The 26,451-nt window shown below is 36.9% G+C and carries 31 protein-coding genes and 1 other RNA gene; 27 read left to right on the top strand and 5 right to left on the bottom strand.

Annotated features, from left to right (window positions below):
- Positions 1-75 precede the first annotated feature (75 nt).
- Genes CCAL9328_RS03880 through CCAL9328_RS03895 form a run of 4 tightly spaced genes read left to right on the top strand, consistent with a single transcriptional unit; the run spans position 76 to position 3,925 of the window.
- Positions 76-756, top strand: coding sequence for a response regulator transcription factor (locus CCAL9328_RS03880; protein ID WP_170000050.1), 681 nt, complete (start codon positions 76-78; stop codon positions 754-756).
- Positions 756-1,994, top strand: a complete 1,239-nt coding sequence (locus CCAL9328_RS03885; protein ID WP_170000101.1) for an ArsS family sensor histidine kinase — start codon at positions 756-758, stop codon at positions 1,992-1,994. Before CCAL9328_RS03880 ends, CCAL9328_RS03885 begins: the two co-directional genes overlap by 1 nt.
- A gap of 27 nt (positions 1,995-2,021) precedes the next feature.
- Positions 2,022-2,459: a nucleotidyl cyclase domain-containing protein gene (locus CCAL9328_RS03890; protein ID WP_169935677.1), complete on the top strand. Its 438-nt coding sequence runs from the start codon at positions 2,022-2,024 to the stop codon at positions 2,457-2,459.
- Positions 2,460-2,479: 20 nt separating this feature from the next.
- Positions 2,480-3,925, top strand: a complete 1,446-nt coding sequence (locus tag CCAL9328_RS03895; RefSeq protein WP_170000051.1) for a potassium/proton antiporter — start codon at positions 2,480-2,482, stop codon at positions 3,923-3,925.
- 23 nt (positions 3,926-3,948) lie between these two features.
- On the opposite strand, the gene CCAL9328_RS03900 is transcribed toward CCAL9328_RS03895, so the two are convergent.
- Entirely contained in the window at positions 3,949-5,226 is a 1,278-nt protein-coding gene (locus tag CCAL9328_RS03900; protein WP_170000052.1) for an O-acetylhomoserine aminocarboxypropyltransferase/cysteine synthase family protein, read from the bottom strand.
- Positions 5,227-5,363: 137 nt separating this feature from the next.
- On the opposite strand from CCAL9328_RS03900, the gene CCAL9328_RS03905 reads away from it, so the two are divergent.
- From CCAL9328_RS03905 to rnpB, 14 genes are all read left to right on the top strand, one after another.
- The gene (locus tag CCAL9328_RS03905; RefSeq protein WP_169935683.1) at positions 5,364-5,696 is read left to right on the top strand and encodes a hypothetical protein; all 333 of its coding nucleotides are present in this window, start codon (positions 5,364-5,366) and stop codon (positions 5,694-5,696) included.
- Positions 5,693-6,316: an HAD family hydrolase gene (locus tag CCAL9328_RS03910; protein WP_169971651.1), complete on the top strand. Its 624-nt coding sequence runs from the start codon at positions 5,693-5,695 to the stop codon at positions 6,314-6,316. The genes CCAL9328_RS03905 and CCAL9328_RS03910 overlap by 4 nt, the downstream gene beginning before the upstream one ends.
- Before the next feature lie 67 nt (positions 6,317-6,383).
- Entirely contained in the window at positions 6,384-6,638 is a 255-nt protein-coding gene (locus tag CCAL9328_RS03915; protein WP_170000053.1) for a DUF2018 family protein, read from the top strand.
- The gene (locus CCAL9328_RS03920) at positions 6,631-7,059 is read left to right on the top strand and encodes a hypothetical protein (protein WP_170000054.1); all 429 of its coding nucleotides are present in this window, start codon (positions 6,631-6,633) and stop codon (positions 7,057-7,059) included. The genes CCAL9328_RS03915 and CCAL9328_RS03920 overlap by 8 nt, the downstream gene beginning before the upstream one ends.
- A gap of 8 nt (positions 7,060-7,067) precedes the next feature.
- Complete coding sequence (locus tag CCAL9328_RS03925; protein ID WP_169935691.1) at positions 7,068-7,961, top strand: polyprenyl synthetase family protein; 894 nt, start codon at positions 7,068-7,070, stop codon at positions 7,959-7,961.
- The gene (gene hemA / locus CCAL9328_RS03930) at positions 7,961-9,259 is read left to right on the top strand and encodes a glutamyl-tRNA reductase (protein WP_169935693.1); all 1,299 of its coding nucleotides are present in this window, start codon (positions 7,961-7,963) and stop codon (positions 9,257-9,259) included. The genes CCAL9328_RS03925 and hemA overlap by 1 nt, the downstream gene beginning before the upstream one ends.
- A complete protein-coding gene (locus tag CCAL9328_RS03935) occupies positions 9,246-10,949 on the top strand; it encodes a proline--tRNA ligase (protein WP_170000055.1) in 1,704 nt (567 codons plus the stop codon). Before hemA ends, CCAL9328_RS03935 begins: the two co-directional genes overlap by 14 nt.
- Positions 10,943-11,380, top strand: coding sequence for an FxsA family protein (locus tag CCAL9328_RS03940; protein WP_170000056.1), 438 nt, complete (start codon positions 10,943-10,945; stop codon positions 11,378-11,380). Before CCAL9328_RS03935 ends, CCAL9328_RS03940 begins: the two co-directional genes overlap by 7 nt.
- A complete protein-coding gene (locus CCAL9328_RS03945; protein WP_170000057.1) occupies positions 11,343-11,705 on the top strand; it encodes a hypothetical protein in 363 nt (120 codons plus the stop codon). Before CCAL9328_RS03940 ends, CCAL9328_RS03945 begins: the two co-directional genes overlap by 38 nt.
- Positions 11,680-12,618, top strand: a complete 939-nt coding sequence (gene hemC / locus CCAL9328_RS03950) for a hydroxymethylbilane synthase (RefSeq protein ID WP_170000058.1) — start codon at positions 11,680-11,682, stop codon at positions 12,616-12,618. The genes CCAL9328_RS03945 and hemC overlap by 26 nt, the downstream gene beginning before the upstream one ends.
- Positions 12,619-12,637: 19 nt before the next feature.
- Entirely contained in the window at positions 12,638-14,449 is a 1,812-nt protein-coding gene (locus tag CCAL9328_RS03955; protein WP_170000059.1) for a menaquinone biosynthesis decarboxylase, read from the top strand.
- 11 nt (positions 14,450-14,460) lie between these two features.
- On the top strand, positions 14,461-15,282 hold the full coding sequence (locus CCAL9328_RS03960) for a thiamine-phosphate kinase (protein WP_170000060.1): 822 nt from the start codon (positions 14,461-14,463) through the stop codon (positions 15,280-15,282).
- A complete protein-coding gene (gene truD, locus CCAL9328_RS03965) occupies positions 15,260-16,384 on the top strand; it encodes a tRNA pseudouridine(13) synthase TruD (protein WP_170000061.1) in 1,125 nt (374 codons plus the stop codon). The genes CCAL9328_RS03960 and truD overlap by 23 nt, the downstream gene beginning before the upstream one ends.
- A 530-nt stretch (positions 16,385-16,914) precedes the next feature.
- An RNA gene (gene rnpB / locus CCAL9328_RS03970) (RNase P RNA component class A) lies at positions 16,915-17,232 on the top strand.
- On the opposite strand, the gene CCAL9328_RS03975 is transcribed toward rnpB, so the two are convergent.
- Genes CCAL9328_RS03975 through flaG form a run of 4 tightly spaced genes read right to left on the bottom strand, consistent with a single transcriptional unit; the run spans position 17,228 to position 20,013 of the window.
- Positions 17,228-17,458, bottom strand: a complete 231-nt coding sequence (locus CCAL9328_RS03975; protein ID WP_169935709.1) for a hypothetical protein — start codon at positions 17,456-17,458, stop codon at positions 17,228-17,230. The two genes, rnpB and CCAL9328_RS03975, sit on opposite strands and share 5 nt — an antisense overlap.
- The gene (gene fliS, locus CCAL9328_RS03980; protein WP_169935711.1) at positions 17,458-17,826 is read right to left on the bottom strand and encodes a flagellar export chaperone FliS; all 369 of its coding nucleotides are present in this window, start codon (positions 17,824-17,826) and stop codon (positions 17,458-17,460) included. Before fliS ends, CCAL9328_RS03975 begins: the two co-directional genes overlap by 1 nt.
- Before the next feature lie 9 nt (positions 17,827-17,835).
- Entirely contained in the window at positions 17,836-19,602 is a 1,767-nt protein-coding gene (gene fliD, locus CCAL9328_RS03985) for a flagellar filament capping protein FliD (protein WP_170000062.1), read from the bottom strand.
- Between the two features lie 3 nt (positions 19,603-19,605).
- On the bottom strand, positions 19,606-20,013 hold the full coding sequence (gene flaG / locus CCAL9328_RS03990; RefSeq protein WP_169935715.1) for a flagella length regulator FlaG: 408 nt from the start codon (positions 20,011-20,013) through the stop codon (positions 19,606-19,608).
- Positions 20,014-20,127: 114 nt separating this feature from the next.
- On the opposite strand from flaG, the gene CCAL9328_RS03995 reads away from it, so the two are divergent.
- The 9 genes from CCAL9328_RS03995 (at position 20,128) to CCAL9328_RS04035 (ending at position 26,388) form a co-directional block, all read left to right on the top strand.
- The gene (locus CCAL9328_RS03995) at positions 20,128-20,460 is read left to right on the top strand and encodes an ornithine carbamoyltransferase (RefSeq protein ID WP_170000063.1); all 333 of its coding nucleotides are present in this window, start codon (positions 20,128-20,130) and stop codon (positions 20,458-20,460) included.
- On the top strand, positions 20,457-21,026 hold the full coding sequence (rsmD, locus tag CCAL9328_RS04000; RefSeq protein WP_170000064.1) for a 16S rRNA (guanine(966)-N(2))-methyltransferase RsmD: 570 nt from the start codon (positions 20,457-20,459) through the stop codon (positions 21,024-21,026). Before CCAL9328_RS03995 ends, rsmD begins: the two co-directional genes overlap by 4 nt.
- 68 nt (positions 21,027-21,094) lie before the next feature.
- A complete protein-coding gene (locus CCAL9328_RS04005; protein WP_170000065.1) occupies positions 21,095-22,153 on the top strand; it encodes a flagellar basal body P-ring protein FlgI in 1,059 nt (352 codons plus the stop codon).
- The gene (locus tag CCAL9328_RS04010; protein ID WP_169971663.1) at positions 22,153-22,452 is read left to right on the top strand and encodes a rod-binding protein; all 300 of its coding nucleotides are present in this window, start codon (positions 22,153-22,155) and stop codon (positions 22,450-22,452) included. Before CCAL9328_RS04005 ends, CCAL9328_RS04010 begins: the two co-directional genes overlap by 1 nt.
- Before the next feature lie 54 nt (positions 22,453-22,506).
- Positions 22,507-22,710: a flagellar biosynthesis anti-sigma factor FlgM gene (locus tag CCAL9328_RS04015; protein WP_169935725.1), complete on the top strand. Its 204-nt coding sequence runs from the start codon at positions 22,507-22,509 to the stop codon at positions 22,708-22,710.
- Positions 22,711-22,724: 14 nt separating this feature from the next.
- A complete protein-coding gene (locus tag CCAL9328_RS04020; RefSeq protein WP_169935727.1) occupies positions 22,725-23,150 on the top strand; it encodes a flagellar export chaperone FlgN in 426 nt (141 codons plus the stop codon).
- A 2-nt stretch (positions 23,151-23,152) separates the two neighbouring features.
- On the top strand, positions 23,153-25,024 hold the full coding sequence (gene flgK / locus CCAL9328_RS04025; protein WP_170000066.1) for a flagellar hook-associated protein FlgK: 1,872 nt from the start codon (positions 23,153-23,155) through the stop codon (positions 25,022-25,024).
- The gene (locus CCAL9328_RS04030; protein WP_169935731.1) at positions 25,021-25,782 is read left to right on the top strand and encodes a TIGR02757 family protein; all 762 of its coding nucleotides are present in this window, start codon (positions 25,021-25,023) and stop codon (positions 25,780-25,782) included. The genes flgK and CCAL9328_RS04030 overlap by 4 nt, the downstream gene beginning before the upstream one ends.
- Before the next feature lie 72 nt (positions 25,783-25,854).
- Positions 25,855-26,388 (top strand): superoxide dismutase family protein, encoded by a 534-nt coding sequence (locus CCAL9328_RS04035; protein ID WP_169935733.1) that lies wholly within the window; start codon positions 25,855-25,857, stop codon positions 26,386-26,388.
- Positions 26,389-26,451 lie beyond the last annotated feature (63 nt).

Raw genomic sequence — 26,451 nt, forward strand, 5'->3', positions numbered from 1 at the left:
TTACGGGCTTTATCGTTTTAAATTTTAAAATTTTTGATATAATGAATATCACAAAGATTTAAAAAAGGGCTTTTTATGATACGAATTCTTATGATTGAAGATGATTTTGAATTAGCTGAAATTTTAAGCGAATATTTACATAATTACGACATGGAAGTTACGATAGCCGAAGAGCCTTATATCGGACTTTCCACTCTTAATACAAATTCCTTTGACCTTGTTATACTTGATCTTACTCTGCCCGGACTTGACGGACTTGAAGTTTGCAAAGAGATAAGAAAACAACATAATATCCCGATCATAATCTCAAGCGCTCGCCATGATATAACAGATAAAGTCAATGCGCTAGATAACGGAGCGGATGATTATTTGCCAAAGCCTTATGATCCGCAAGAGCTACTTGCCCGCATAAAAAGTCATCTTAGAAGACAAAATGCTAGTTTAAATGAAGAAAACAACAAAGAGACACCAAAAGATCTTGTTCTAAAAGAGTATGAGCATGAGATATTATTTAAGGGAAGTGTTGTAAATTTAACAGCTGCCGAGTATGATATCTTGAGATATTTGATGTTAAAAGAGGGTGGTGCGGTTACTAGAGAAGAGCTGATTTATAACTGTGAAAGCATCAATGAAGATAGCACTAACAAAAGTATAGACGTTATAATCGGACGCATACGTGCAAAAATTGGCGAAAATCCAAAAGAGCCAAGATATATACATGCTATACGTGGCGTCGGATACAAGTTAACTTTATGATGCCTCGTTCTTCTGTTTTTATCACGATTACTTTTATATTTGCTCTTGCGCTTAGTTCGATATTTCTTGCTTTTTTATGGTTGATGGAATATGACAAACAAAACTATACAAGAGAGCTAAATACTAAATACTCAAATGTGGCTAGAACAAATTTATTTTACATGAGTGGTATTATCGACAAGGATGAATTTGATAGACAACTTAGTAATGTTGATATGCCTGAGATAGTAAATGAAAATTTAAAGTCGCAAATTTTATCTCAAGCAAGTGTGATTGAAGAAATTTCTGATGACATCGGTTCGAGTGCGATCTTGCTTTATGAAAAACACCACTATCTTATGATGCGACATCTTGATGAAACCAAACTTTTGATGGACAAGGAATTTCAGCCATATAGATATCAGGTTATAAAGGCTGTTTTTATCGTTGTTGCTATGATTTTGCTTGGCGCTTATATATTTGTTATTTACAAGATAAAACCGCTAAGAAAGCTAAAACGACAAATAACAAAATTTGCCGCCGGAGATCTCAGCGCTGTGCAAAATGTTAGTAGCGGAAATGATGAAATTTCAGAAGTTTCAGAAGCATTTTATAATGCAGTTAGTCAGATAAAAGCTCTAAATGACTCAAGGCATTTGTTTTTAAGAAATATCATGCACGAGCTAAAAACCCCTATAACCAAAGGTTTAATCGCTGCTCAAATGATAGAAAAAGGTAAAAATCAAGATCGCTTGATCTCGGTTTTTCATAAGCTAGAAAGTCTTATAAACGAACTAGCCGCGATCGAACAGACGACCTCTAAAATAGCACTTACAAATAAAAATGTCTGCTTGATGCAAGATCTTATCGACGAGGCTTTAGATATAGCGATGGTTGAAAAAGATAGCGTTAGTATAAATTTTATTGATGATGTAAGGCTTGTGGTTGACTTTAAGCTTTTTTCGGTTGCTATAAAAAATATGGTCGATAACGGGCTTAAATACTCTCCCGAAAAGCACGTAAATATCGTTGTTAGTAAAGAGCATATCAAATTTATCACAAAAGGTGAAGCTTTAAAAAATGATCTAAATTTTTATATCCAGCCTTTTATAAAAGGCGAAAATGCTCAAAAAAGTTTTGGTCTTGGGCTTTATATAGTTAGCAATATCCTTGAGGCACATGGGTTAAAACTACACTACGAACATAAAAATGGATTAAATATTTTCTCATTTGAGAATTTAAAAGATATAATTAACTAAAAGAAAATAAATTTTAAAGGACACGGTATGGCGGCTAAAGAATTCGCCTCTATAGATATACTTTCGCTTGTTGATCTTGAGATCGCCATTATAGAAAGATATAACGACACCATGAATGGGTCAAATCAACTTTCCATTATATATTTTTGCATACCAAACGGTTATGAATACGGTGAAATTTTTGAAAAAATTTTAAGAAGAACAGATGTTGTCATAAAAGAGGGTGATCACTATATTGCAGTGCTTTATCATACTGACAAAAATGGTGCAGCTGTGGTTTTAAGCGGTATACAAGAATTTTTAAACTCAGAGCCAATTGACGTGATAATCACTTATCCAAAAGATGGCAAGACTGGCAAAGAGTTGATCGCTAAGCTTCAAGATGAGATAAAAGATAACTACGGGGTTATTTTAAAATGCCTAAATACCGAAGAGGCATTTGATATATTTGAAGAGAGATTATAAAATTTAAAGTCGGAGCGTAAATGGAAAATTTATTGTTATTTTTTGCGATCTTGCTGCTAGCAAGTATACTTATAAGTAAAATTTCTGATAAATTTGGCATACCCGCTCTTTTGGTTTTTTTAGGTGTCGGCATGCTTGCAGGTTCCGAAGGTTTGCTTGGTGTGCATTTTGATAATCAAATCATAGCCCAAAACGTAGGCATGCTTGCTCTTATATTTATACTTTATGCAGGAGGGCTTGATACAAATTTTTCCTCTATAAAGCCGGTATTTTCAAGAGGACTTACTCTTGCTACGATTGGTGTCATACTTACTGCTTTTGCAGTAGCGCCGATGGCTAAAATTCTGCTTGGATTTAGTTGGTTTGAGTCTCTTTTGCTGGGAGCCGTCATATCATCAACTGACGCAGCTGCGGTGTTTGCTATACTTCGTGCAAAGAAAATTTCACTTAAAAATAACCTGGCACCTCTTATAGAATTTGAGTCTGGTTCAAACGATCCGATGGCGATATTTTTAACGATGAACATTATCCAGATAATATCCATTTCACAAATTCCTTCTCCGGTTGATTGGTTAAGTGTTTTGGGTATGCAGTTTGGTATAGGTATAGCTCTTGGGTATTTGTTCGGACTAGCGTTACCTTCGATATTTAACAGACTGAGACTAAGCAACTGGGGTATGTATCCGGTATTTTCGATGGCTTGGATACTGCTTTTGTATACGCTTTGCTTTAAGATAGGCGGCAATGGTTACTTGGCGGTTTATATCGCGGGTATTTTTATAAACAAAAGGGATTTTGTCCATAAGAAAAATTTGATCGGTTTTCATGACGGTATAGCGTGGGCTATGCAGATAGTGGTATTTTTAACACTAGGTCTTCTTGTATTTCCTTCGCAGCTTCCAGAAATAGCGCTTATGGCGTTTGTGCTATCTTTATGGCTGACTTTTATAGCTCGTCCGGTAGGTGTTTTTGTATCGCTTATCGGCTCTAAATTTAACTTTAATGAAAAGCTTTTTGTTTCATGGGTGGGGCTTAGAGGAGTTGTGCCTATCATCCTTGCTACATACACATATGTAGAAAATATCCCTAATGCAAACATTATATTTAACATCGTCTTTTTTATGGTGCTTACTTCTATTTGTATGCAAGGTATGTCCATAGGCTACGCTGCGACTAAATTTAATGTTAGGCTAGATGAGGCTCAAGAAGAAAACGCCAAAGTAGAAAACTCGCCTATCTTAACTTACGCACTTCGTCAATACACTATAAATTTAGGGGCAAAAGTTATAGGTAAAAACTTGGCGGAGGTTAGTTTGCCAAGTGAATTTTTGATCATCCTTGTTAAGCGTAAAAATGAGTATTTAAAGCCTACTGGTTCTTATATATTTAACGAGGGGGATTTGTTGTTGGTTCAGTGTGAAAATCACGCTTTATATCAAGACACCATAAAGTCTCTTGTCGGATAAGGGTCAAAAAGACCCTTTGAAATTTATGCGTTACCTAAGGCCTGCTTTAGATCTTCTATTAAGTCATTGGCATCTTCTATGCCTATGCTTAGGCGTATACTTCCTGCTCCTACACCTACTTTTTCAAGCTCCTCCTCGCTAAGTTGCGAGTGTGTAGTGCTTGCTGGGTGGGTGATTAGTGATTTAGTATCGCCGATATTTACGACTATACTAAAAATTTTGGTGCTGTTTATAACGCGAGTGGCAGCTTCTTTACTGCTAAGGTCAAAGCTTATAAGACCGCTTGCAAGCCCGTCTTTTAGATATCTTTGTGCTTTATCGTAAAACGGATCATTTTTAAGACCAGGGTAATTTACTGACTTTACTTTTGGATGTGTATTTAAAAATTCTGCGATCTTTTGTGCATTTTGACAGTGTTTTTGCATTCTTATGCTTAACGTTTCAAGACCTTGTATAAGCCCGTAAGCGCTACTTGGTGAAAGTGTTGCTCCGATATCTCTCATCAATGAAAGCCTAATACGTAATGTAAAAATATCAAAATTTGCAGCCAATGTGCCATAAACAAGACCATGATAGCTTTCGTCCGGTTCGTTAAAGTGCGGGTATCTTGGATTGTTTACAAGTAGGCTATTTAGCTCTTTTGAACTAACTATCATGCCGCCCATTACATTTCCTTGACCACCTATGTATTTTGTGGTGCTATAAAGTGTCACGTCTACGCCATGCTTGAAAGCTTCAAATAAAACCGGAGTGGCAACCGTATTATCGGCAATGGTTACGATTTTGTGTTTTTTTGCGATTTTTGTTATTTTCTCGATATCTGGTATGGCTATTTGTGGGTTTGAAAGACTTTCAAAAAATATAGCTCTAGTATTTTCGTCTATTAAACTTTCAAGTTCGTCTGCGTTATCAGAGTCAAAAAGTCTAGCGTTTATACCAAAGCGTTTCATCGTATGAGTGATAAGTGTGCTTGAGCCACCATAGATCTTTTTTGCTACTATGACGTTATCTCCAACTTGTGCTAAATTTGCTAATGCAAAAAAAGTAGCCGCTTGTCCGCTTGAGGTGCTAATGGCAGCCGCTCCCTTATCAAGAGTAGCAAAACGTGTCTCTAGTATATCAAGAGTAGGGTTTGTAAGACGCGAATAAATGGGTCCAAGCTCCGCTAGACAAAAACGATTTGCCGCGGTTTGAGCCGTGCCAAAGTCAAATGCCGTAGCTGAATATATCGGTACTGACATAGCTCCAACGCCTGTTTTTGTATCATATCCCGCATGTATAGCAATGGTTTCTTGATTCATTGACTCTCCTTTTTGATTTAATTTTGTCGATTTTATAAGACAATAATAAATAAAATAGTAATAAAGTAAACATTGTATAAATTTTATAAAATTTTTGCAAAAACCTTGCTATAATCACACAAATTTAAAGAGGAAATATGAATTTTATAGATGAAAAAGCAAAGCGTGTAAAATATCTGCGAGCATTGGAGAAATTTGCTAAATTTGCAACATCTTCATTAAAAAGAGATGATTTTGATGAAGAAGCCTTTCGTGCTAGAGTGGCTAAAAATGCCGAGATTATCTCAAAAGTTGAGAGTGTTTATCTTGATCAGCCATACACAAAAGCGCTTGAAGAATTTATAAATTTACTTATAACAAATGCAAAAAAAGATGAACTTCTAAAAAGTGCAAATGCTCTTGATAGGCTTAGAAAGTCAAAAACATATAAAAAAGATAAACATAAAAATAAATTTAAGGATGAGGATTGAAGACGATAATATTTGATATGGACGGCACGATAATAGACAGCTCTATCGCCATAGAAAAAACAGTAAACGAAGTAAGAGAGCAGATGAATTTGGCGCCTCTTGAAGCAGACTTTATTATAAAAGCCATAAATGAACCAGGTAGAAATTTAGGACTTGATTTTTACGGCATAGATAGACCAAGTGCGAGTTTAAAAGAGGGATTTGAGGAGAAATTTAAAAAGTATTACGACCTTTATGCGGTCTGTTACAATGGCATAGACGAGCTTTTAAATTTATGTAAGAATGAAAATTTTAAAGTTGTTCTAGCGTCTAATGCACCTCAAAATACTCTTGAAGCCATCCTTAAAAAATGTGAAATTTATGAAATTTTTGATGAAATTATAGGGGCTAGTGAGTATATACCGCAAAAGCCTGACCCTACTATGCTTCTTCTTGCTTGCGAGCGCGTTGGTGCTAGTCGTGCGATGTTTGTCGGCGATAGCATGAAAGATGAACTTGCCGCAAAAAACGCTAAAATGCCATACATGCAAGTTAGCTGGGGATTTGGTAAAAAAAGTCAAAGCGCAGAATTTAATGCTTCAAGCATAAAAGAGGCATGGGCGCTTATATCGGAGTTTTAAGCGTATTAATCAAATTTTTTTTAGCTTTATTTGGCTATAATTAAGTATTTTAAATAGAAAGAAGTGTATGCAAGATATATTTAATGGTTCTTTGAGAGATAAATTTTTTGAAATTTTATTTTATGCTGATAAAAATATTGTTTCAAATGAACTTGATAAAATTTTTGAAGAGTTGATCGCTATGCGTGAAATTTGCGAACAAAAAGGTATCTCAAACACTGAAATTCTATCTTTCAAATCAACAAATCCACAAGGCTTGCAAGATGGATTAAATGACCTTTATATCGGGTTAAGTGGAGAAATTTTAAGTCAAAATGAATAAAATTTTTCTTGGATTGTTTGTTTTTATAAATTTTGCTTTTGCCGGTGTTGCGAATTTTAACCCAACTTATGAATTTGAACTCAAAAAAGATCAGTGGGCACGTGTTTTTATAACAGAAAAAGCCACTCAAAAAAGAGATAGTTTTGACTTTCGTTGGACTCTTTTTGATAGCACAAATATCATCGTGCAAAGCTTTTTTCGAAGATATCCGCGTCATATGACGATGTCGCTTAGGCACGGACATGATACATATATGCAGCGCATTATACCTGACTTTACAAGACCGACGAATGATAGTGTAAAGCTGTATCTTTCGTTTATAAAATTTGAAAATAAAAAAGCAACGTTTAAAGTAAACATACTTGATGAAGAGAAGCGCATAGATGTCGAATTTATCGACCCTTTGCAATCACAACAATAAGGCGAATAATGGATAAAATAGATAAAATAATGGCAGAATTTATACAAGAGCTGGGATACGAAAAGGCTATGGAGATGTTTAAATGTGTCAGCTCTGGCAAAAAACTCCGCTCCAAGTTACTTTTAAAGATAGCAAACGAAGATGAAAATGTCTTAAAACTTTGTGCAATAATTGAACTTATTCACCTTGCTAGTTTACTACATGATGACGTTATAGACGATGCGGATACAAGACGCGGTAAACCAAGTATAAATTCGCTTTTTGGAGTTAAAAATTCAATAATGCTAGGCGATATATTTTACTCAAAAGGCTTTTACGAGCTTAGCAATTTTAGTCCCAACATTGCCAAAGAAGTTTCATTTGCTGTAAGCAGACTAAGTATAGGTGAGCTTATGGATGTTGAACTTGGCGGTAAATTTAACTTTGAAAAACAAAAATACATGGATATGATTTACTATAAAACCGCTGTTTTGATAGAAGCGACTGCAGCTTGCGGGGCGATGATGGCTGGTCTTAATGTGGATAAATTTAGAATTTACGGCAAAAATTTAGGTCTTGCCTTTCAGATAATAGACGACGTGCTTGATATAACACAAGATAGCGCCACACTCGGCAAGCCCGCTATGAATGACTATAAAGAGGGTAAAACTACGCTACCTTATATTTATCTTTACGAAAATTTAAATAGCCAAGATAAAGAGTATCTAAAGTCGCTTCACGGCAAGGATTTGAATGAAAAAGAAAATTCTTGGATAAAAGATAAATTTAACGAATTTGGCTGTATAAAACGTGCCATAGATGAGGCTAAAACACTCTGTCAAGAGGCACTCGAAGCGATCAGTGAGTATAAAAATTTCGAGCTTGAAGGTATTATAAAAAGTATGATAGATAGGGAATTTTGATGCATTATTTAAGTATAAGCTTTACACATAAAAATACCGATATCGAAGTTAGAGAGAAGTTAGCCTTTGATAATGACGAGAAAAAAGAGCAAATTTTAAGACTTATAAAATCAAGCAAAGATATCGATGAGTGCATGGTCTTAAGCACATGTAATAGGGTTGAGGCACTAGCTTATGTAACTGATACAAAAACCGCAACAAACCACATCATAAGATGTATAGCCGTATTTTCGGGTGTTTTTGAAGATGAGCTTTTTGAAAGAGCCGATATTTATGAAGATAGTGGCGCGATACATCATCTTTTTTCAGTTGCTAGTTCGCTTGATAGCCTGGTTGTTGGTGAAACACAGATAGTAGGTCAGCTAAAAGCTGCCTTTAAATTCGCCGTTGATAAACAAATGTGCTCAAACGGTATAAGCAAGGCGATACATTATGCTTGTAAATGCGCGGCAAAAGTTAGAAATGAAACACAAATTTCTAAAAATCCAATATCAGTTTCATCGGTCGCCGTCGCTAAAGCAAAGGAAATTTTTACAACACTAGAAGGCAAAACCGCTATAGTCGTTGGCGCAGGAGAGATGGGAGAGCTTGCCGCAAAACATCTTATAGCAAATGGTGCAAATGTTATAATCATAAACCGCAGTACCGAGCGTGTAGAGGAGCTTGTTGATGAGCTTGGTGATAAGGCTAGTTGGGATAGCATACTAAAACTAAAAGAGTATATAAACAAATACGACCTGATCTTTTCAAGCACTTCGGCGCCACATGCGGTCATAACGGGTGCTCTTATCGAGCCTTGTGAATTTAGAAGATATTTCTTTGATATAGCCGTTCCCAGAGATATAGATCTGGTAAATACCGACAAGATAAATGTCTACACGGTTGATAACCTAGAAGAGATCGTGATGAAAAATTTAGCTCTTCGTGAAGAGCAAGCGCAACTTGCTTACTCTATCGTTGGGCAAAGCACAAATGAATTTTTAAAATTTCTAAAAGATAACATAAGCATACCTGTTATCAAAGCTGTGCGCGAGCAAGCAAAAAATTGTGCTAAAAACGAGCTTGAAAAGGCGATAAAAAAAGGCTATTTGAAAAATAGCGATCACGATGAAGCACAACGCCTTATACATCAAGTATTTAAGGCGTTTTTGCATCTGCCTACAGTAAATTTAAAAACGATTTCAACCAGAAAAGACGCTCAAGATATTGCCGATGCTATGAAATTTGTCTTTGGTATCACTTCTGACGAGAACGAAAGTTTAAAAATAGATATGGAGAAAAATAATGAGATTTTCTAAATTTTATGCACCAACTACCAAAGAAGCGCCAAAAGACGCCAGCTTGCCAAGCCATGTATTTTTAGTTCGCGGTGGATTTGTCGAGCAAAATGGAGCAGGGCTTTACAACTATCTTCCTTTGGCACAACGTGTACTTAAGAAGATCGAATATGTAGTAAGAGAAGAGATGGATGCGGCAGGTGCATTAGAGATGACTTTTAGTGCAGTTACTAATGCCGAGCTTTGGAAGCAAAGCGGAAGATATGCAGTTTATGGCAAAGAGCTTTTGCGTTTTAAAGACAGAAAGGACAATGACTTTGTTATAAGTCCTACAAACGAAGAATCAGCCGTAGCAACAATGCGTGGAAAGCTAAACAGCTATAAAGACATGCCAAAAAATATCTATCAGATAAATACCAAATTTCGCGATGAAGCACGTCCTAGATTTGGAATTTTAAGAGGACGCGAATTTATAATGAAAGATGCGTATAGTTTTCATGCCGATACGCAAGATCTAAAGCGCGAATTTGACCTGATGGAGCGCACTTATTCTAAAATTTTTACCAGACTTGGTTTAAATTTCCGTGCAGTAGATGCCGATAGTGGCGCGATAGGTGGTAGCGGCAGTAAAGAATTTATGGTGCTTGCAAAAAACGGCGAGGATGATATACTTTGTTGTAAAGAGTGCTCTTATGCCGCAAACGTTGAGGCTGCGACTCGTGCACCAAAAACAACAAAAGCACACTTGCCGCAAGCTGATGCCGATAAATTTTATACTCCTGATACAAAAACCATAAAAGATATAGCGGAATTTTTTAAAGTAGATGAGTTTTATACGATAAAAGCAGTCATAAAAAAGGCTGTATATGAAGATAACTCAAAAATTGTCGTGTTTTTTATACGTGGCAATGACGAACTTCAGGATGTAAAGGCTCAAAACGCTTGTGGCGCACTTGAGATAGTTGACGCAAATGAAGACGAGATAGCCAATGCGGGTATTGTAGCTGGCTTTTGCGGACCTGTTGGCCTAAAAAATGTAGACTTTTACATAGATAATGAGCTTAGAGATAACACGCAGATGATTTGTGGTGCAAACGAAAAAGACTACCATTTTATAGGTGTTAGTGTTAGTAGCTTTAACGAAGATAGATTTAAAGACCTAGCAAGTGTTAGTGCAGGAGATAGATGTCCTCATTGTGGTGGTGAGCTTGAGCTTAGCAAAGGCATAGAGGTAGGACATATATTTCAACTAGGGGATAAGTACTCAAGCGCTATGAATGCTACATTTTTAGATCCTAATGGTAAAGCAAAGCCTTATGTTATGGGTTGCTATGGTATAGGCGTATCAAGACTCATGGCTGTAATGATAGAGCAAAGCCATGATGATAGGGGTTGTGTTTGGAAGAAAGAATGCGCTCCTTTTGATGCTGTTATAGTGCTTTCAAATTTTAAAGACGAAAGAGCTAGCCAGTATGCGAATGAGCTTTATGAAAGCGCTAAAAATGCAGGTATAGACGTTCTTTTTGATGATAGAAATGAGCGTTTTGGTGTTAAAATGAACGATTATGAGCTTATAGGTTGCCCGTTTGCGATAGTTGTTGGTAAAGGGCTTGAAAACGGAAAAGTAGAATTTATAGAGCGTAATGAACTTATTAAAACAGAGATAGAAGCCAAAGACGCGCTTGGGATGTTAAAAGAAAGATTATGCTAAGGATTACTTTTTTACCGTATTTGATAATAGAGCTTATTTTGGCTTATCTTTTTATCATTGCTTATGGTTTCTTTGCATTTTTTAGTGAGGTTATGATAAGTGGATTTATCGGGATATTGCTGATGTTTAGACTAGGCTTTGGCAATATCTTTTCTCAAAACAATATGCAAGATATGTTTGGCGGGTTAAAAATTTTTAACGCCATTAGTTTGGGGCTTGGCGGACTTTTGCTGTTTTTGCCGGGTCTTTTGACAGACGCGATAGGAATTTGTGTTATTATAGCCTCCTTTTTCTTTAAATCAAAGGTAGATAATACACAAAATTTTACGCATAATTATACGTATTATGAATTTAGTACCAAAAGCGAAGATAAAAATAACAGTGAAATAATTGATGTTGAAGTTGTTGACGAGCCTAAGTCTGTTCGCTAATCTTGCATTTGCAAGTGAAGCTTTGGAATTTATAAAGGCAAACTATCAGGCAAATGATAAAATTTTCGTAAAGTCAGTAAAAACGGCAAAGATTATAGAGCTTAGGGGTGGTTTTGAGGCTCATGTTTTTAATGTAAAATTCGAGTTTATACCGCTTAAAAAAGAGATGGAAAAAAGAGAAATTTTATTTATAAAAGATGGAATTTTTACGACAGATATTATAAATTTAAATACAAAAACAAGTATGAGAGACGAACTTTTGGGAGAAAAAGTAAGCATAACATACGAAAGGTTAAAAGATGAAAACACTCAAGATTGCAACTAGAAAAAGCATCCTTGCGATGTGGCAAAGCGAGCATATCAAAGACAGGTTAACTACGCAACATAAAGACTTAAACGTAGAGCTTGTCGGAATGAAAACAAAAGGTGACGTGATACTTGATACCCCGCTTGCTAAGATAGGCGGCAAAGGGCTTTTTACAAAAGAGCTTGAGGAGAGCATGTTACGTGGCGAGAGTGATATAGCTGTTCATAGCCTAAAAGATGTTCCGGTTGAATTTCCACAAGGTCTTGTTTTGGCGGCGATTTGTTCGCGTGAAGACGTAAGAGATGCGATGATAAGTGAAAAATACGCTACTTTCGATGAGCTTCCAAAAGGTGCAAAAGTCGGTACGACAAGCCTTCGCCGTCGCATGCAACTTCTTATAATGCGTCCTGATTTAGAGATCATTTCGCTTCGTGGAAACGTGCAAACAAGACTTAGAAAGCTAAAAGAGGGCGAATTTGATGCGATTATTTTGGCGATGGCGGGGATAAATCGCCTAAATATAAAAGACGAAGTAAAACATATCTATCCGTTTAGTTTATCTCAAATGATACCTGCCATGGGTCAAGGTGCACTAGGTATCGAGAGTGTGGAGAAAGATGAAATTTTAAAAGAGATAGAATTTTTAAACGATAAAAATTCTGTAATAGAAACAACTATCGAGCGTGCTTTTGTAGCTAGACTAAATGGTGGTTGTCAAGCTCCTATAGGCATTAGCGCAAAACTAAAAAATGATGAAATTTTTATAGAAGCTATCCTTGGAATGCCTGATGGAAGCGAGTTTTTAAGAGAAAAAATAGTCGTTAATAAAGATGAATACAAAAGCGTAGGAGAAAATTTTGCAAACGAATTTATAAAGCGTGGCGCAAAAGAGCTTCTAATGCGTGCTGAGGCTATGGCAAACGCCTTATAAATTTAAGTAAAGGGCTATCATGGAGAGTAATTACATTGAAATTTTAAGAAAAAACGACCTTTTAAGAGAGATAAGTGATTCTGTGGATATTGATCTTGAGATAGCGCATATTAGCTATATAGAGGTTAAAAAGCCAGACAGTAAAGCACTTCTTTTTACAAATGTAACTGATAAAAATGGCAAAAAATACCCACCGGTGCTTACAAATATCTTTGGCTCAAAGCGTGCGGTAGAGCTTATCTTAAAAGCACATCCGGATGCGATAGCAGATGAAATTTCAGCCCTTTTAAAACCCAAAAAACCAAAGAATTTTATGGAGAAGATTGACTTCATGAGTTATCTTTTTGGTTTAAGAAATGTCTTTACTAAAAGACTAAAAGAGCGCGGAGAGTGTCAAGATGTAGCGTATTTTGACGATGCGGTAAATTTAAATGATCTACCGGCTTTAAAGACTTGGGAGCTTGATGGCGGTGCTTTTATAACCATGGGACAGGTTTATACTCAAAGCTTAGACGGAGAGCTTCAAAATTTGGGTATGTATCGCTTGCAAGTTTATGATAAAAATCGTCTTGGTATGCACTGGCAGATACATAAAGACGGTGCAAATTTTTTTAATGAGTATAAGCGTGCCGGACGCAAAATGCCTGTATCTATAGCGATCGGAGGCGATCCTCTTTATATATGGTGCGGTCAGGCGCCGCTTCCAAAGGGGATCTTTGAGCTACTTCTTTACGGTTTTATCCGTAAAAGTCCCGCAAGACTAGTCAAAAGCCTGACAAATGAAATTTATGTCCCACACGATGCAGATTTTGTGATCGAAGGGTTTGTGGATACGGATAAATTTGAGCTTGAAGGGCCTTTTGGCGACCATACGGGTTTTTACACACCGATCGAGCCATTTCCGGTGATGGATGTAACAGCGATAACGCACAAAAAAGAGCCTGTATTTCACGCAACGGTTGTTGGTAAGCCACCTTTGGAAGATAAGTATATGGGCTGGGCGACCGAGCGTATATTTTTACCGCTTTTGCGCACGACAGTTCCTGAGCTCATAGACTATAACATGCCTGAAAATGGTGTTTTTCATAATCTTATCTTAGCAAAACTTAATGCGATATATCCAGGACATGCCAAACAAGCTATGCACGCTTTTTGGGGAGTGGGACAGATGAGCTTTGTAAAGCATGCTATTTTTGTGGATCAAAACGCGCCCGGACTTGGAGATTATGAAGCGATTAGTGATCTTGTGTTAAACCGTTTTGGAGTAAAAAGCATTCTTATAAGCGAGGGAGTTTGCGACCAGCTTGATCACGCCTCACCAAATTCGTGCTATGGTGGAAAGCTTGGCATAGATGCGACAGTTGATTGTAGTGCTAACGCTCCAGTACTTTTAAGCGATAAAGAACTTTTGGATAAATTTCAAAGCGTGAGTAAGAAAATTTTAGAGCTAAAACAGTATAAAACAAACACTAAAAATCCGATCTGCGTTATAAAATTTGGTAAAAACGAGAACGTTTCGTCTATTTTCGAAAAGCTGCTTAAATTTAAAGAAAACTTTAGAATCCTTATCTTTGTTGGGGTTGAAAATCGCATAGAAAATGCCTATATGTTACTTTGGCGCGTTGTTAACAATATCGATGCCATGCGTGATATTTATATCAAAGATGGTGTTTTTTGTGTTGATGCAACAAGTAAAAATGAGCTTGAAGGCTATACAAGAGAGTGGCCAAAGCAGACGGATTGCACCAAAGATATTGTTTATGATCTTATAAAACGTGGCGTGATCAAGGATGAGCCGGAGTTATTTGAGAAATTTGAAATTTTTGGCTAAATTCTTTAAGTATGAATAAAGAGCAAGCGATAATCGATAAATTTACCAATTCCTATCTTGGTGATGACGGCGCTGTGGTCGGCAAATGGGTGTATAGTAAGGATTTGTTCGTAGAGGGCTCGCATTTTAAACGTGGTTGGCTAGAACTTGACGAAATAGCCTATAAAGCAATGATCGCAAATATCTCGGACGCTGTTGTCATGAATGCCGTGCCAAAGTTCGCACTTATCGGACTTGGTGTCCCAAAGAGCCTAAAAATGGAGCAAATTTCGCTTTTAAGGGACGGCTTTAAAAGAGCGTGCGATGGGTTTGGAGTAACGATAATCGGCGGCGATACGATAAGCTCGGATAAGATCATCATAAGCGTTACGATTATCTCGGAGTTAAACCCTCGGGCAGTGCTGCGAAGCGGCGCTAAAGCGGGCGATCTGCTTGCATTTACGGGTAAGCTTGGAGATAGCCTAAAGGGGCTAAAAGCCTTACTAAGAGGCGGGAGCGTGGCTAGGAATTCTCGCTTTAAAAAGCCTGTTTTAAAAGATAGGTTTTTTTATCGCTCGGCTAAGTTTTTAAGTGCCGCGATGGATATCTCAGACGGGCTTGGCACCGATCTAGCTAAGCTTTGTAAAGCAAGTGGGCTTGGCGTGAAATTTAGCAAAAAGCTAAGCAAAAATGAGCTAAAAAGCGGGGAAGAGTATGAAATTTTATTCGCATTTGCCGCTAAAAATCGCAAAAAGATAGAAAATCTAGCCAAAAAGAGCCGAACTAAGATAACGATTTTTGCAAAAACAACAAAAGGAAGATATAAAAACAATGCAAGAGAACACCATTTTTAAGCCACTTTATGCGCTTACACATACGCCGATAAATGCCTATTTTAGCAAGAATTCAGATGATTTTGTCGTGCGTGAAATTCCACTTTATGACTTTAGCGGCGAGGGTGAACATCTAGTCATCGAAATCTCTAAAAAAGATATGACGACACAAGAAGCCCTGCGTGCGCTTAGCGACTTTTCGGGTGTAAAAATCAGGGAATTTGGCTATGCGGGGCTAAAGGATAAACAAGGAATGACTACGCAGTTTATCAGCCTACCACGTAAATTTGAGGAAAAAATCTCAAATTTTAGCCATGAAAAGATGAAAATTTTAAGCGCAAACGCACATAATAATAAGCTTAGAATTGGGCATTTAAAAGGCAATAGTTTTTTCATAAGGCTTAAAAAAGTTATGCCAAGCGAGGCGTCTAAGCTTGCTCAAGTGATAGATGCGATAGATAAAATGGGCTATGCGAACTACTTTGGCTATCAGCGTTTTGGCAAATTTGGCGATAATGCGGCGGGTGGGCTTGAGCTACTAAAGCACGGCACACTGGAGGGCAAGAAGTTAAAAAATCCAAAGATGAGCGATTTTTTGATCTCAGCTTTTCAAAGTGATCTTTTTAACCGCTGGCTTAGCAAACGTGTTGAAATTTCAAGGTTTGTGCAGGATTTTAGTCTAAAGGAGTTGGCTGAAATATATAAATTTATGAACGTGGATGAGTTAAAAAGTCTAAAAGAGCAAAAGCAATTTTTTAAGCTAATAAAGGGTGAGGTTTTAGGACATTATCCATTTGGCAAGTGCTTTTTGTGTGAGGATTTAGAGGCTGAGACGGTTAGGTTTAACGCAAGAGATATTACAAGCTGCGGGCTGATAATCGGGCAAAAAGCCTATAAAAGCGAAGGCATGGCTAAAACTATCGAAGATGAAATCTTTGGCGAAGCGATGGAATTTGAAAACAAAATGAGCGGATCAAGGCGCTTTGCGTGGAGTTATTTAGAAAATGTAAGCCATAGATATAATGAAGAGAAGGCGCACTATACGATAGATTTTACTTTGCAAAAAGGGTCGTATGCGACAGTGGTGTTAGAAGAAATTCTTCATAAAAATATCTTTGAGTGATAATGGCTTGTTTTGTGAGTATTTTTCTTGTTTTTCAGACTCTGTAAAAAATGAGTTTGAATTTTTTGCTCTGTAACAGGCTACTTGCCTAGTCTTGATGTAAAAATTTTTGCATTTCTGCTTTTTGTCATGAGTGTAGCAAAGCGGAGCATTTAAAGCTATCTCACGATACTTTATCGTTTATTTTTTTATTCATGCCTGCTAAATTTATGTCAACCATACGCGATCCATCTTAAAAGGTTGCTGTAGATATATGTTTATAAAATTTGCCAAGCCTTATTGCTGGCTTTTATCTAGTGTTTTAAATTTATCAACATTAAAATCATGCTTTAACTCTTGTTGGCTACATAAGTAGAGCGCTGGTTTTAGAGTATAAATTTATCGATCGTATTTTGCGTCAAGATAAAATTTATATTTATGTTATAAAATTTAACTGTCAGTCAAAACAGTTTGCGCTTAACTTTTAGCATAAATTTGCAAATGACAAAACCAAATAATAATTTTTTAAAGCCTTTTGGTTATAATTTCGCTTGGCACGGTAAGCGATCGCTTGTAAAAGAGGAAAGTCCGAGCTGCAATAAGACAGAGTTCCATCTAACGGATGGCTAGGGTAACCTAAGGGAAAGTGTAACAGAGAGCAGACTTCCGCGAAAGCGGTAAAGGTGAAACGGCGGAGTAAGAGCCCACCGGTACGCTTGGCAACTTGCGTAGCCATATAAACCCAACTCGCAGCAAGAAGGGGTGGTTTTGGTCTTATGATAAAACCCTTCGCTAGAGCTTGTATGTAAATGCAAGATGAGATAAATGATCGCTCAAGACAGAACTCGGCTTATCACCGTGCCTCTATCTATCGCTTATGTATTTTTGTGCATTTTTTAGTTTTGAGATCTCATTTTTGATATGAACGGCTTTTTTGTTAAAAATTTCTTTTGCTTGTAAGATAAGTGCTTCAACCTCTTGTAGTTCACTTAAATTTTTAAAATTTTGCTCATTAAATTTTTGAGATAACTTCTCTAGTTTTGATGCGTCTTGGTTTACTAGAGCTGATTTATACTGGTTTATCCACTCGTTCATTACGCTGTTACCTCTCGCCAAGCTTCAGATAGCTGTTTTACGACATTTGTTACTTCGTTTAGTGCATTTATATCGTTATTGATATTTGCTATGGCTAGAAGTTGTATCTGTCTCGCGTATAGTCCGCTAAGGTAGTGTGCAACCTCTCCTTGTGAGTAGTCAAGCGAATTTAACAATTCAACAAATATTGCATTAGCTCTATTTATATAATATACCTTTTTTTCTACGTCGCCGACTTCTATGGCTTTTTTGGTGCGAAATATAAATTTTAAAATTCCGTCATAAAGCATCTCTATAAGCTTAGTCGGAGACTCTATGCCTCCAAAGCTTGACTGTGCGTATGCGTTATATGCTGCTGAGTTATTCATGTTCTTCTCTTACTTGTTTTTATTAAGTTCTGCTTCGATCATGTTTTTGATCGTAGAGAGTTGATTTTCAAGCTCTGCTAGGATCTTGTTATACTGTAAAAATCTCTCTTCCATTATAGAGTATTTTGAGTCCAAACTCTCTTGTGTTCTTGTTTTTTCATCAGTTAGCGACTTGCCTTCGTTTTGAAGTCTTGTTGCAAGCGTGGTTAATGAGCCGTTAGTTCCGATAAAAGTTTGGATCCTATCTGTTAAATTTGTAAACAAACCGCTTGTTGTTATGCTGCTAGGATTTATTGTCGTTGCGCTCATGCCAAGTTTAGCTAAGACATCGCTATCTCCGCCTATGCTTATTTCAGAGCCGTCATTTCTTTTTAGAACGATCCTTTCTTCGCTTGGATCAAGACTGGCTGTAAGACCACTTATGCCGGCGTTATTTATGGCTTCCATTAGAGCGGTTGCATTTTGTTTTGCGGTTGCATTTTCGTCAGTACTAAATGATATGGCTGTGCCATTTATGTTGATATCTCCTACCTTGACTTCAAGCTTACTTGCACTGATGCTTGAATTTCCGGTATATGTTATGGTTTGCTGAGTAGTGCTTCCCATAAAGAATTCTTTGACTGCGTTTGGATTTGAATTTAGCGCTGAAAGCAAGCTTGTTTGGTTAAATTCAAGCTGTCCGTCTTCGTTCATGCTAACGCCGAGCCGATTTATATCTAGACCATTTTTATCTTGAGACATTAAAAGACGACTTATACTTGATCTTATGCCGGTTACTTCACTTGTGCCTTGGAAAGAGCCTGTAGAATCGGTATCTTCATCATAGCTTGTCGCTATGGCTAGGTTTTCCGCCATTAGGTTGTAGTCGTTTAAAAATTCTGTCAATGCCTCTACGATTTGCGTGGTATCTTGCGAGATATTAAAAGTAGATCTGCCTGTATCATTAAGCGTTATCGTTACACCAGGGCGAAGGTCGTCAAAGCTGTTTGTATTTCTAGTGACGCTCACGCCATTATAGGTAAAGATAGCGTCTTGCGCCTTTAAAAGTCTGTTTTTCTCTAAATCTGAAGTCATTTTTGGCGTGCCGTCATCATTTAAAACAGCACTTCCGTCTTCGTTTGTTACGGCATATTCTTCATTATCCCATCCAAGAGCTTTTAAAACACCTGAAGTGTCGTTTGAAATTTTAATCTCCTGAGATGCTCCTGTGTCTGCGGATTGTAGTAAAATTTGATATGGATTTGTAGAGCCACCGACGTTTATAATACGAGCTTCTAGCTTGCCGCCACTTACTTCATTTATCTTGTCTATAATATCTTGATATGTGCTTGACTCTTTTACTGATATTGAAAATTTGTCATTGCCGATTTCTATATCAAAAGAGCCGTTTGCAGTTGCTCCGGCTAAACTTGTAGCACTGTAAATTCTGTTACTTTGATAAGTATCTTTTTGTGCTACTTGTTGCACGTCAAGGGTGAAATTTTGTATGCTTACGCCCGCACTTGCAGTTATGCTAGCACTTGTTCCGCTTGAACTAACAGAGCGTTGCAGATAAAGTGTTTCGTTTGTTAGAGCTTTTGCACTAACGTTTACGTTGCTAACTAACGTTCTAATAGCCGAAAGGTCGCTTTTTCTTGTTTGGTTTGTTTCTATTTGTTTTGTTAGCGGGTCTATCTGTGCGGCTTCGTCGGCGGCTTTTAGCTTATCTATAAGTTCGCTATTAAGTATGCCGTCTGTTGTTCCAAAACCTAAATTTGTTACGCTTCCTACTGCCATTTTTTAACTCTCCTTGTCAAAAAGCATACCAATGCTCTCTTTAAAATATTCACTTATTTTAATGGCTTGTTTGCTTGGTATTTGCGCTATATCTTCGCCTGTTTTAGCGTCTTTTACCTGAACTACCATCATGTTTAGTTTATCATTGTATTCAAACCTGACTTTGGCGTCAAGCTGTTCCATTTGGAAATTTAACTTCTCCGTGCTCTCTTTTGTCTTTTTTACAAGATCTTCTTCGCTAAGCTTATCTATCTCTTCCTCGATAACCTCACTTAGCTTTTTACTTGGCTCTTTGTTTACTAAATTCTCTTGAATTTGCGTATCTTCTACCTGCCTTGTTTCTTGTTTGGATTGCGAGATCGAAGCGGTAGAGTCCATGACTTGGTTTGCCGCTACCTTAAAAATTTCCATATCCTCTCCTTGAAATATCCATGATTACAATTTATATCGGGAAAAAACAAAAAACCTTTATAGTGTTTATCTGTTTTTTTGAAAAATTTAGTTAAAATCACAAAAAGGACGGATATGAAAATTTCATTTGAATGCGAATGCATTTTACTTCAAAAGACGCTTCTTATGTTTTGTAAGGATTTTATAGCCGAGCATAAAGATTGCGATTTTGTTGTTTCTGATAGAAAGATTGCAACTCAAAAGCCTCTTTTTTTGATAGGCTCACATATAAATTTGCCTTTTACAAAGCAAAATCTATTAAATTTATTAGAGGAATTTTACTCTGCGATCCAGATAAAACCAAGTGTGCAAGAAAATTTGGAGAAAGACAGTTTGGAAAAAGAGGTTTTGGCTTTGATAGAAGAGTTTAAAAAAGACGTCATCTCGCTTATAAGGTCAAGAAGTTGAGTAAAATTTTTACAACCATTTCAAGCGGTAAATTTAAAGGTAAAAAACTTGAGCTTCCTAGTTTAAAAACAACAAGAAGCACGAAAAGTATCGTCAAAGGTTCATTTTTTGATACTCTTAGAAATGACTTGCGAGATAAGGTTTTTATCGAGGGTTTTGGTGGAAGTGCAGTTATGGCGTGTGAAGCTCTTAGCAACGGCGCTTTATCGGCAGTAGCTATAGAAAAAGATAAAGCGGCTTTTACCCTTACTAGAAAAAATATGCAAAGTATCGATGAGATAAATTTAAAAGCAGTAAATGCTGATAGCTTTTTGGTTTTACCGGATATCATTGCCTCGCAAAAAAGTCCAGTGCTTTTGTATCTTGATCCGCCTTTTGATATTAGAGACGGTTTTGATGATATCTACGATAAGCTCTTAACTCTTATAAATAGAGTTCAAAAAGATAAAATTTTCATGATAGTTTTTGAGCATATTAGTTCGTTTAAATTTCCTGAAAATATCGGTGACTTTGCTCTTTTAAAAACCAAAAAATTCGGAGCGACAACTCTTTCGTATTTTGGATAATTTATCTTAAATGTGGAACAATTTTTGCTTTTCTTAGCTTAAATCCTAAAATTTAAGCAGGAAATGCAATGAAAAAATTACTTACTTTTGCTGTTTGTCTGTCTTGTAGCACTTTGGCTTTTGCGGCGCAAGTTAAAGATATAGCAAGTGTTGTGGGCGTTAGAGATAACCAGCTTATAGGTTATGGCTTGGTTGTAGGACTAAGCGGAACAGGCGATGGAAGTACCTCTGAATTTACGATCCAGTCGCTTTCAAACATGCTTCAAACAGTCAATGTAAAAATAAACCCAGATGATATAAAATCAAAAAATACCGCTGCCGTTATCGTTACCGCAAAGCTTCCTGCTTTTGCAAGACACGGAGATAAGCTTGATGTTACTATTTCTTCTATCGGAGATGCAAAAAGCTTGCAGGGCGGAACGCTTCTTATGACTCCATTAAAAGGAGTAGACGGTGATATATATGCACTTGCGCAAGGCTCACTGACACTTGGAGGCAAAAGCTCCGGTAGAGCAGGAGCTAGCTCAAATCACCTAACTGCAGGAAGTATTTTTGGCGGTGCGCTTGTGGAACGTGAGGTAACATATGACTTTTACAATCAAAACAATATAAATTTAAGCCTAAAAAATACAAACTTTAAAACCGCTCTTGATATACAAAACGCTATAAATGCAAACATCGGAGATGATATAGCTATAGCGCTTGATCCTAGAACGATCTTGCTTAGAAGACCGCAAGATGCAAATATAATAGAGATAGTAAGTAGTGTTCTTGATCTTGAGATCGACTACAAGGCTGATGAGAAGATAGTTATAGACGAGCGAACAGGAACCGTGGTGAGTGGTATAAATGCCGTTGTAGACCCAGTTGTTGTTACACATGGAGATATCACGATCAAGATTGAGCCAAATTCTTATGAAAATATCGAAGAGGCCGATGTAAATTTACAAAGTGATACAGCTATCTCACCAAATGCAGGACTGCTTAAAATTTCAGGTGAAAAGACAACTGTTGCTAATGTAACTCGTGCATTAAACAGACTTGGCGCTAGTCCTAGCGATATCATAGCGATACTTGAAAATTTAAAAAGAGTTGGCGCGATACATGTTGATTTGGAGGTTTTATAATGCAAATTGATAATACCTTGGCATTAAATTCATACAACAATATAAATGTTGATCAAAAAATTTTAGATAGAAAAAATGATGAACTCTTAAAAGAACAAACTGATGCTTTTGAGGCTTTTATGATAAAGGCTGTTCTTGATATAGCATTAAAAGAGCAAGAAGACGAGAAATCTTTGTTTCCAAAAGAGGCTGGATCTGATATATATAAGTCGATGTATAATGACACAATGAGCCGTGCTTTAAGCGGTGGGCTTGGGTTTAGTGAGCTTTTATTTAATTTTTTAAAGAGAGACTCTTAAGAAATTTAAATTTATGCCGATGTAATGCGTAAGAAACCTAAAAAAGGATACAAAATGATAAGTTCATTAGGCACAAACATCGGCTTTGGTGCAAATTCAGGCATTAAAACGCCTGAAGCTAGAAAAGAGCAGGAGCTATCTACTACTAACGTAGATAAAAATAGCAAAGTTGCTCAGATCGCAGCTGCTATCGCCGACGGAAGTTATGAGATAGATATTTCTAAAACGGCAAAGGCTGTAGCTGACGCGATAGCTTAAGTTAAAGGAAGTAGATGTTAAAGAGGTATTTGGACGAGGCGATAGCAAGTCTTGAAGAGCTTATAAAGGCAACAGTGCAAGACATAGAAAATATAAAAGAGGCAAAGCACTCAACTGTTGATGAGAGTGTGAAGAAAAAGCTATCTTTGGTTCGTGAATTTGAAACAACAAAAAAGGCTTTAGATAAAGAGCTGGTTAAAGTTTCAAAAGAAAATAACACGACCGCGCTTGCTAACGTACTTGACGATGAAGTTAAGTCTAAGCTCGTCCTTATGCGTTCAAAACTTGAAGAGCTACATGTTAAAAATAAAGAATACGCAAGACACGTTGTTGTTGTAAAAGAATTTTTCGACTCTTTAAATAAACAAATTTTTGGTCAAAATTCAAACGAATACGGCTCTACGAATAATTCAAATAATTTATATAAGACAAGGGTTTAGTCATGGCAAATATATTTATGTCTTTAAATACAGGAATTTCAGGACTAAACGCTGCCCAGCTTCAGATAAGCACAACCGGAAATAACATATCAAACGCAGATAGTAACTACTACACAAGACAGCGTGTCGTGCAGTCGGCTGCACCAGCTATGAACACTGTTCCCGGTGGTGTTGGCATGGGAACACAAGTAGATACCATAACTCGTATACATGATGAATTTACCTATTCAAGGCTAAAACTCGCCTCTTCAAATTCAGAAAGCACAGGCTACAAACAAAGAATTCTTCAAGAGATAGCACAAAATTTTCCAGACCTTGATGATAGAGGCATAGTAAGAGATATACAAAACTACTTTGGTGCATGGAATGATTTTGCGTCAAATCCAGACGAAGGCTCACAAAAGGTAAATTTACTAAATTTATCAAGTGTTTTATCTTCAAATTTAAATCAAGCGGCAAAGACGCTAGATAAGATCCAATATGAGATCGACGATATGATAAAGATAAATATCGAAGAGATAAACGATCTTGCCAAGCAAATATCAAATATAAATAAAGAAATTTTGCGCGTAGAAAGTGGCAGAGATGCCGGCATAAAAATAAACGCCAACGATCTTAGAGATAAACGCGACGAGCTTGAGCTTGCCATCTCAAGACTTGTAAATGTTTCAACTTACAAAAGCGATCTTTCTAGCAATTCACAAATCAATACCGGCATAACCGATCAGGGCAGATACTACTCGTTAAATATAGGTGGTGTTAGTATCATAGACGGTGTAAATTTCCACCCACTCTCTATCGATGAGACGGCAAACGGCGGATTTTCACAAATTTATTATGAGCGAGAAGACGGTAAAAGAATTCCGATGGAAAACTATATACAAAACGGTAAAGTCGACGCTGCTCTTGATCTTCGAGGAAGAAATTACGATACTTCAAGGATGAAATTTACCGACGGCACGGTTCAAAAATACATCGATAACCTTGATACGTTTGCTAAAACTTTGATAGATAATACAAATAATATTTATGCACAGTCGGCAGTTGAAGTTGCCGCAACAGATGAATTTAGCTTTTTGGAAGATTCTAAGACGCTTATGAATTATAATGAAGGCATAAGACAGGGCAGTTTTGATGTTATTGTTTATAATAATCAAGGCGAAGAGATAGCTAGAAAGACGATAAAGATCGACGGAACGACAACTATGAACGACACCACTTACGGTAACTCTATAGTTAGCGACTTTAACTCAAATTCCGACGATAATAACGACAACAACATGACAAACGATGTTAATGACTACTTTTCTGCATCTTATGCGTATGATAAAAACTCAAACAAAGGTTTATTTGCGGTTACGCCAAAATTTGCACAAGGCACGTATAGTATCGCCTTTGTCGATAACGGGACAAATTTCCCAGGAGTGATTGGAGTAAATAAATTTTTTACAGGCGATAATGCGAAAAATATCGATATAAATGATGAATTTAAAACAGACCATACCAAGATAAGAGCTTACTCAAAACCTGTTACGGGCAATAACTCCGTAGCTAACGGCATGGTTCAACTCCAATACAGCAAGCTTACATTCTACTCTAACGGTATTGCAATGGATAGAGAAGAGACGATAGAGGGTTTTTACCGATATGTGACTACGGATATCGCAAGTGACACCGAAAGCAATAACTTGCTAAACGAAACAAACACAAGTCTTATAAAGACGGCTGAGAGTGAATTTCAGTCTATAAGCGGAGTTGATACGAACGAAGAGCTTACAAATTTGATCCGCTTTCAAGCAAGTTACGGTGCCGCAGCTAAGATTATTACGACTGTAGATCAGATGCTTGATACTTTGTTGTCGCTTAAACAATGACTATTAAAGAAGTTCTTAATGCTCATGTTGCTAGTAAAAACAGCGATGATGAGCTTTTCTCTTACGCTGATCCACTTCAAGTAGCAACAAAATTTAAAGAGCCTCATATCGCACTTATCTGCGCTCTTTTTGCTTATGGTAACGCTAAGCTTATAGTGAAATTTCTAAATTCTCTTGATTTTAGTTTACTTGATGAAAATGAAGAGTATATAAAGAAAAATTTGACAAATCACAAATACCGCTTTCAAACCACAGAAGATGTAAAACAAATTTTTATAACTCTTTCAAGACTTAAAAGGCAAGGTGATATAGAGGAGATTTTTAGGCGAGGATTTGATAAAAATCACGCAATGATAGACGCTATAAACGAATTTATTAAATTTATTTACTCGCTAAACTCTTATCGTTCGCAAGGTTATGAGTTCTTCTTTTCAAAACCGTTTGATAAATCCCCAAGCTCTCCTTATAAAAGATATAACATGTATCTTCGCTGGATGGTTAGAGATAGCGATATCGATCTAGGACTATTTAAAAATTTAAACAAAAAAGATCTTTTGCTGCCACTTGATGTGCACACGCATCGAATTTCTCTTGCGCTTGGTCTTTGCACAAGAAAGAGCTATGACTTTCAAACAGTTTTGCAAATCACGCAAAAACTCATAGATTTTGATGAAAATGACCCCATAAAGTATGATTTTTCGCTTTATCGTATAGGACAAAAGTCTGAGCTTAACGAAATTTTTTCAAATATACGATAATTTTATCTTTTTAATAATTTTTATTTACAAATTTAAGTTACTATTTTCTTACTTTATTAAAAAGGAGAGTAGATGAAAAAGATACTTTTAGCAGGCGCTTTGGCTTGTACGGCTTTGTTTGCAAACGAGGTTGTGTTTGACCCAAAATCTCAAGATCACGTTGTTATCAACATGGAGCAACTTGGCGAAAAAGGTAATGTTGCCGTAGGCGAAGTTGTTGCTATTGATACTAGTCACGGCGTAGCGTTTTTCCCAAATTTAAAGGGTATCGCAAGCGGAATTCATGGCTTTCACGTGCATGAAAATCCAGATTGCGGTGCAACCGAAAAAGGTCTTGGCATGAAAGCCGGAGGACATTGGGATCCGGAAGGCACTAAGAAACACTCATTTGCATGGGATGACAAAGGACATAAAGGCGATCTACCTGTTTTGATAGTTGATGTTGAAGGTAACGCTCTATATCCTGTGCTAGCACCAAAAATTAAAAGCATAAGCGAGCTAAAAGGTCACTCCTTGATGATACATGTAGGCGGAGATAACCACCATGATCATCCAAAGCCTCTTGGCGGTGGTGGTGCTAGAATGATCTGCGGTGTTATAAAATAACGCGCTTTTTTGAGTTCCTAAACGGAACTCACTCTCTTTCTTTTCTTAAATTTTTCTTTTGCA

The sequence above is a fragment of the Campylobacter sp. RM9328 genome (assembly GCF_012978615.1).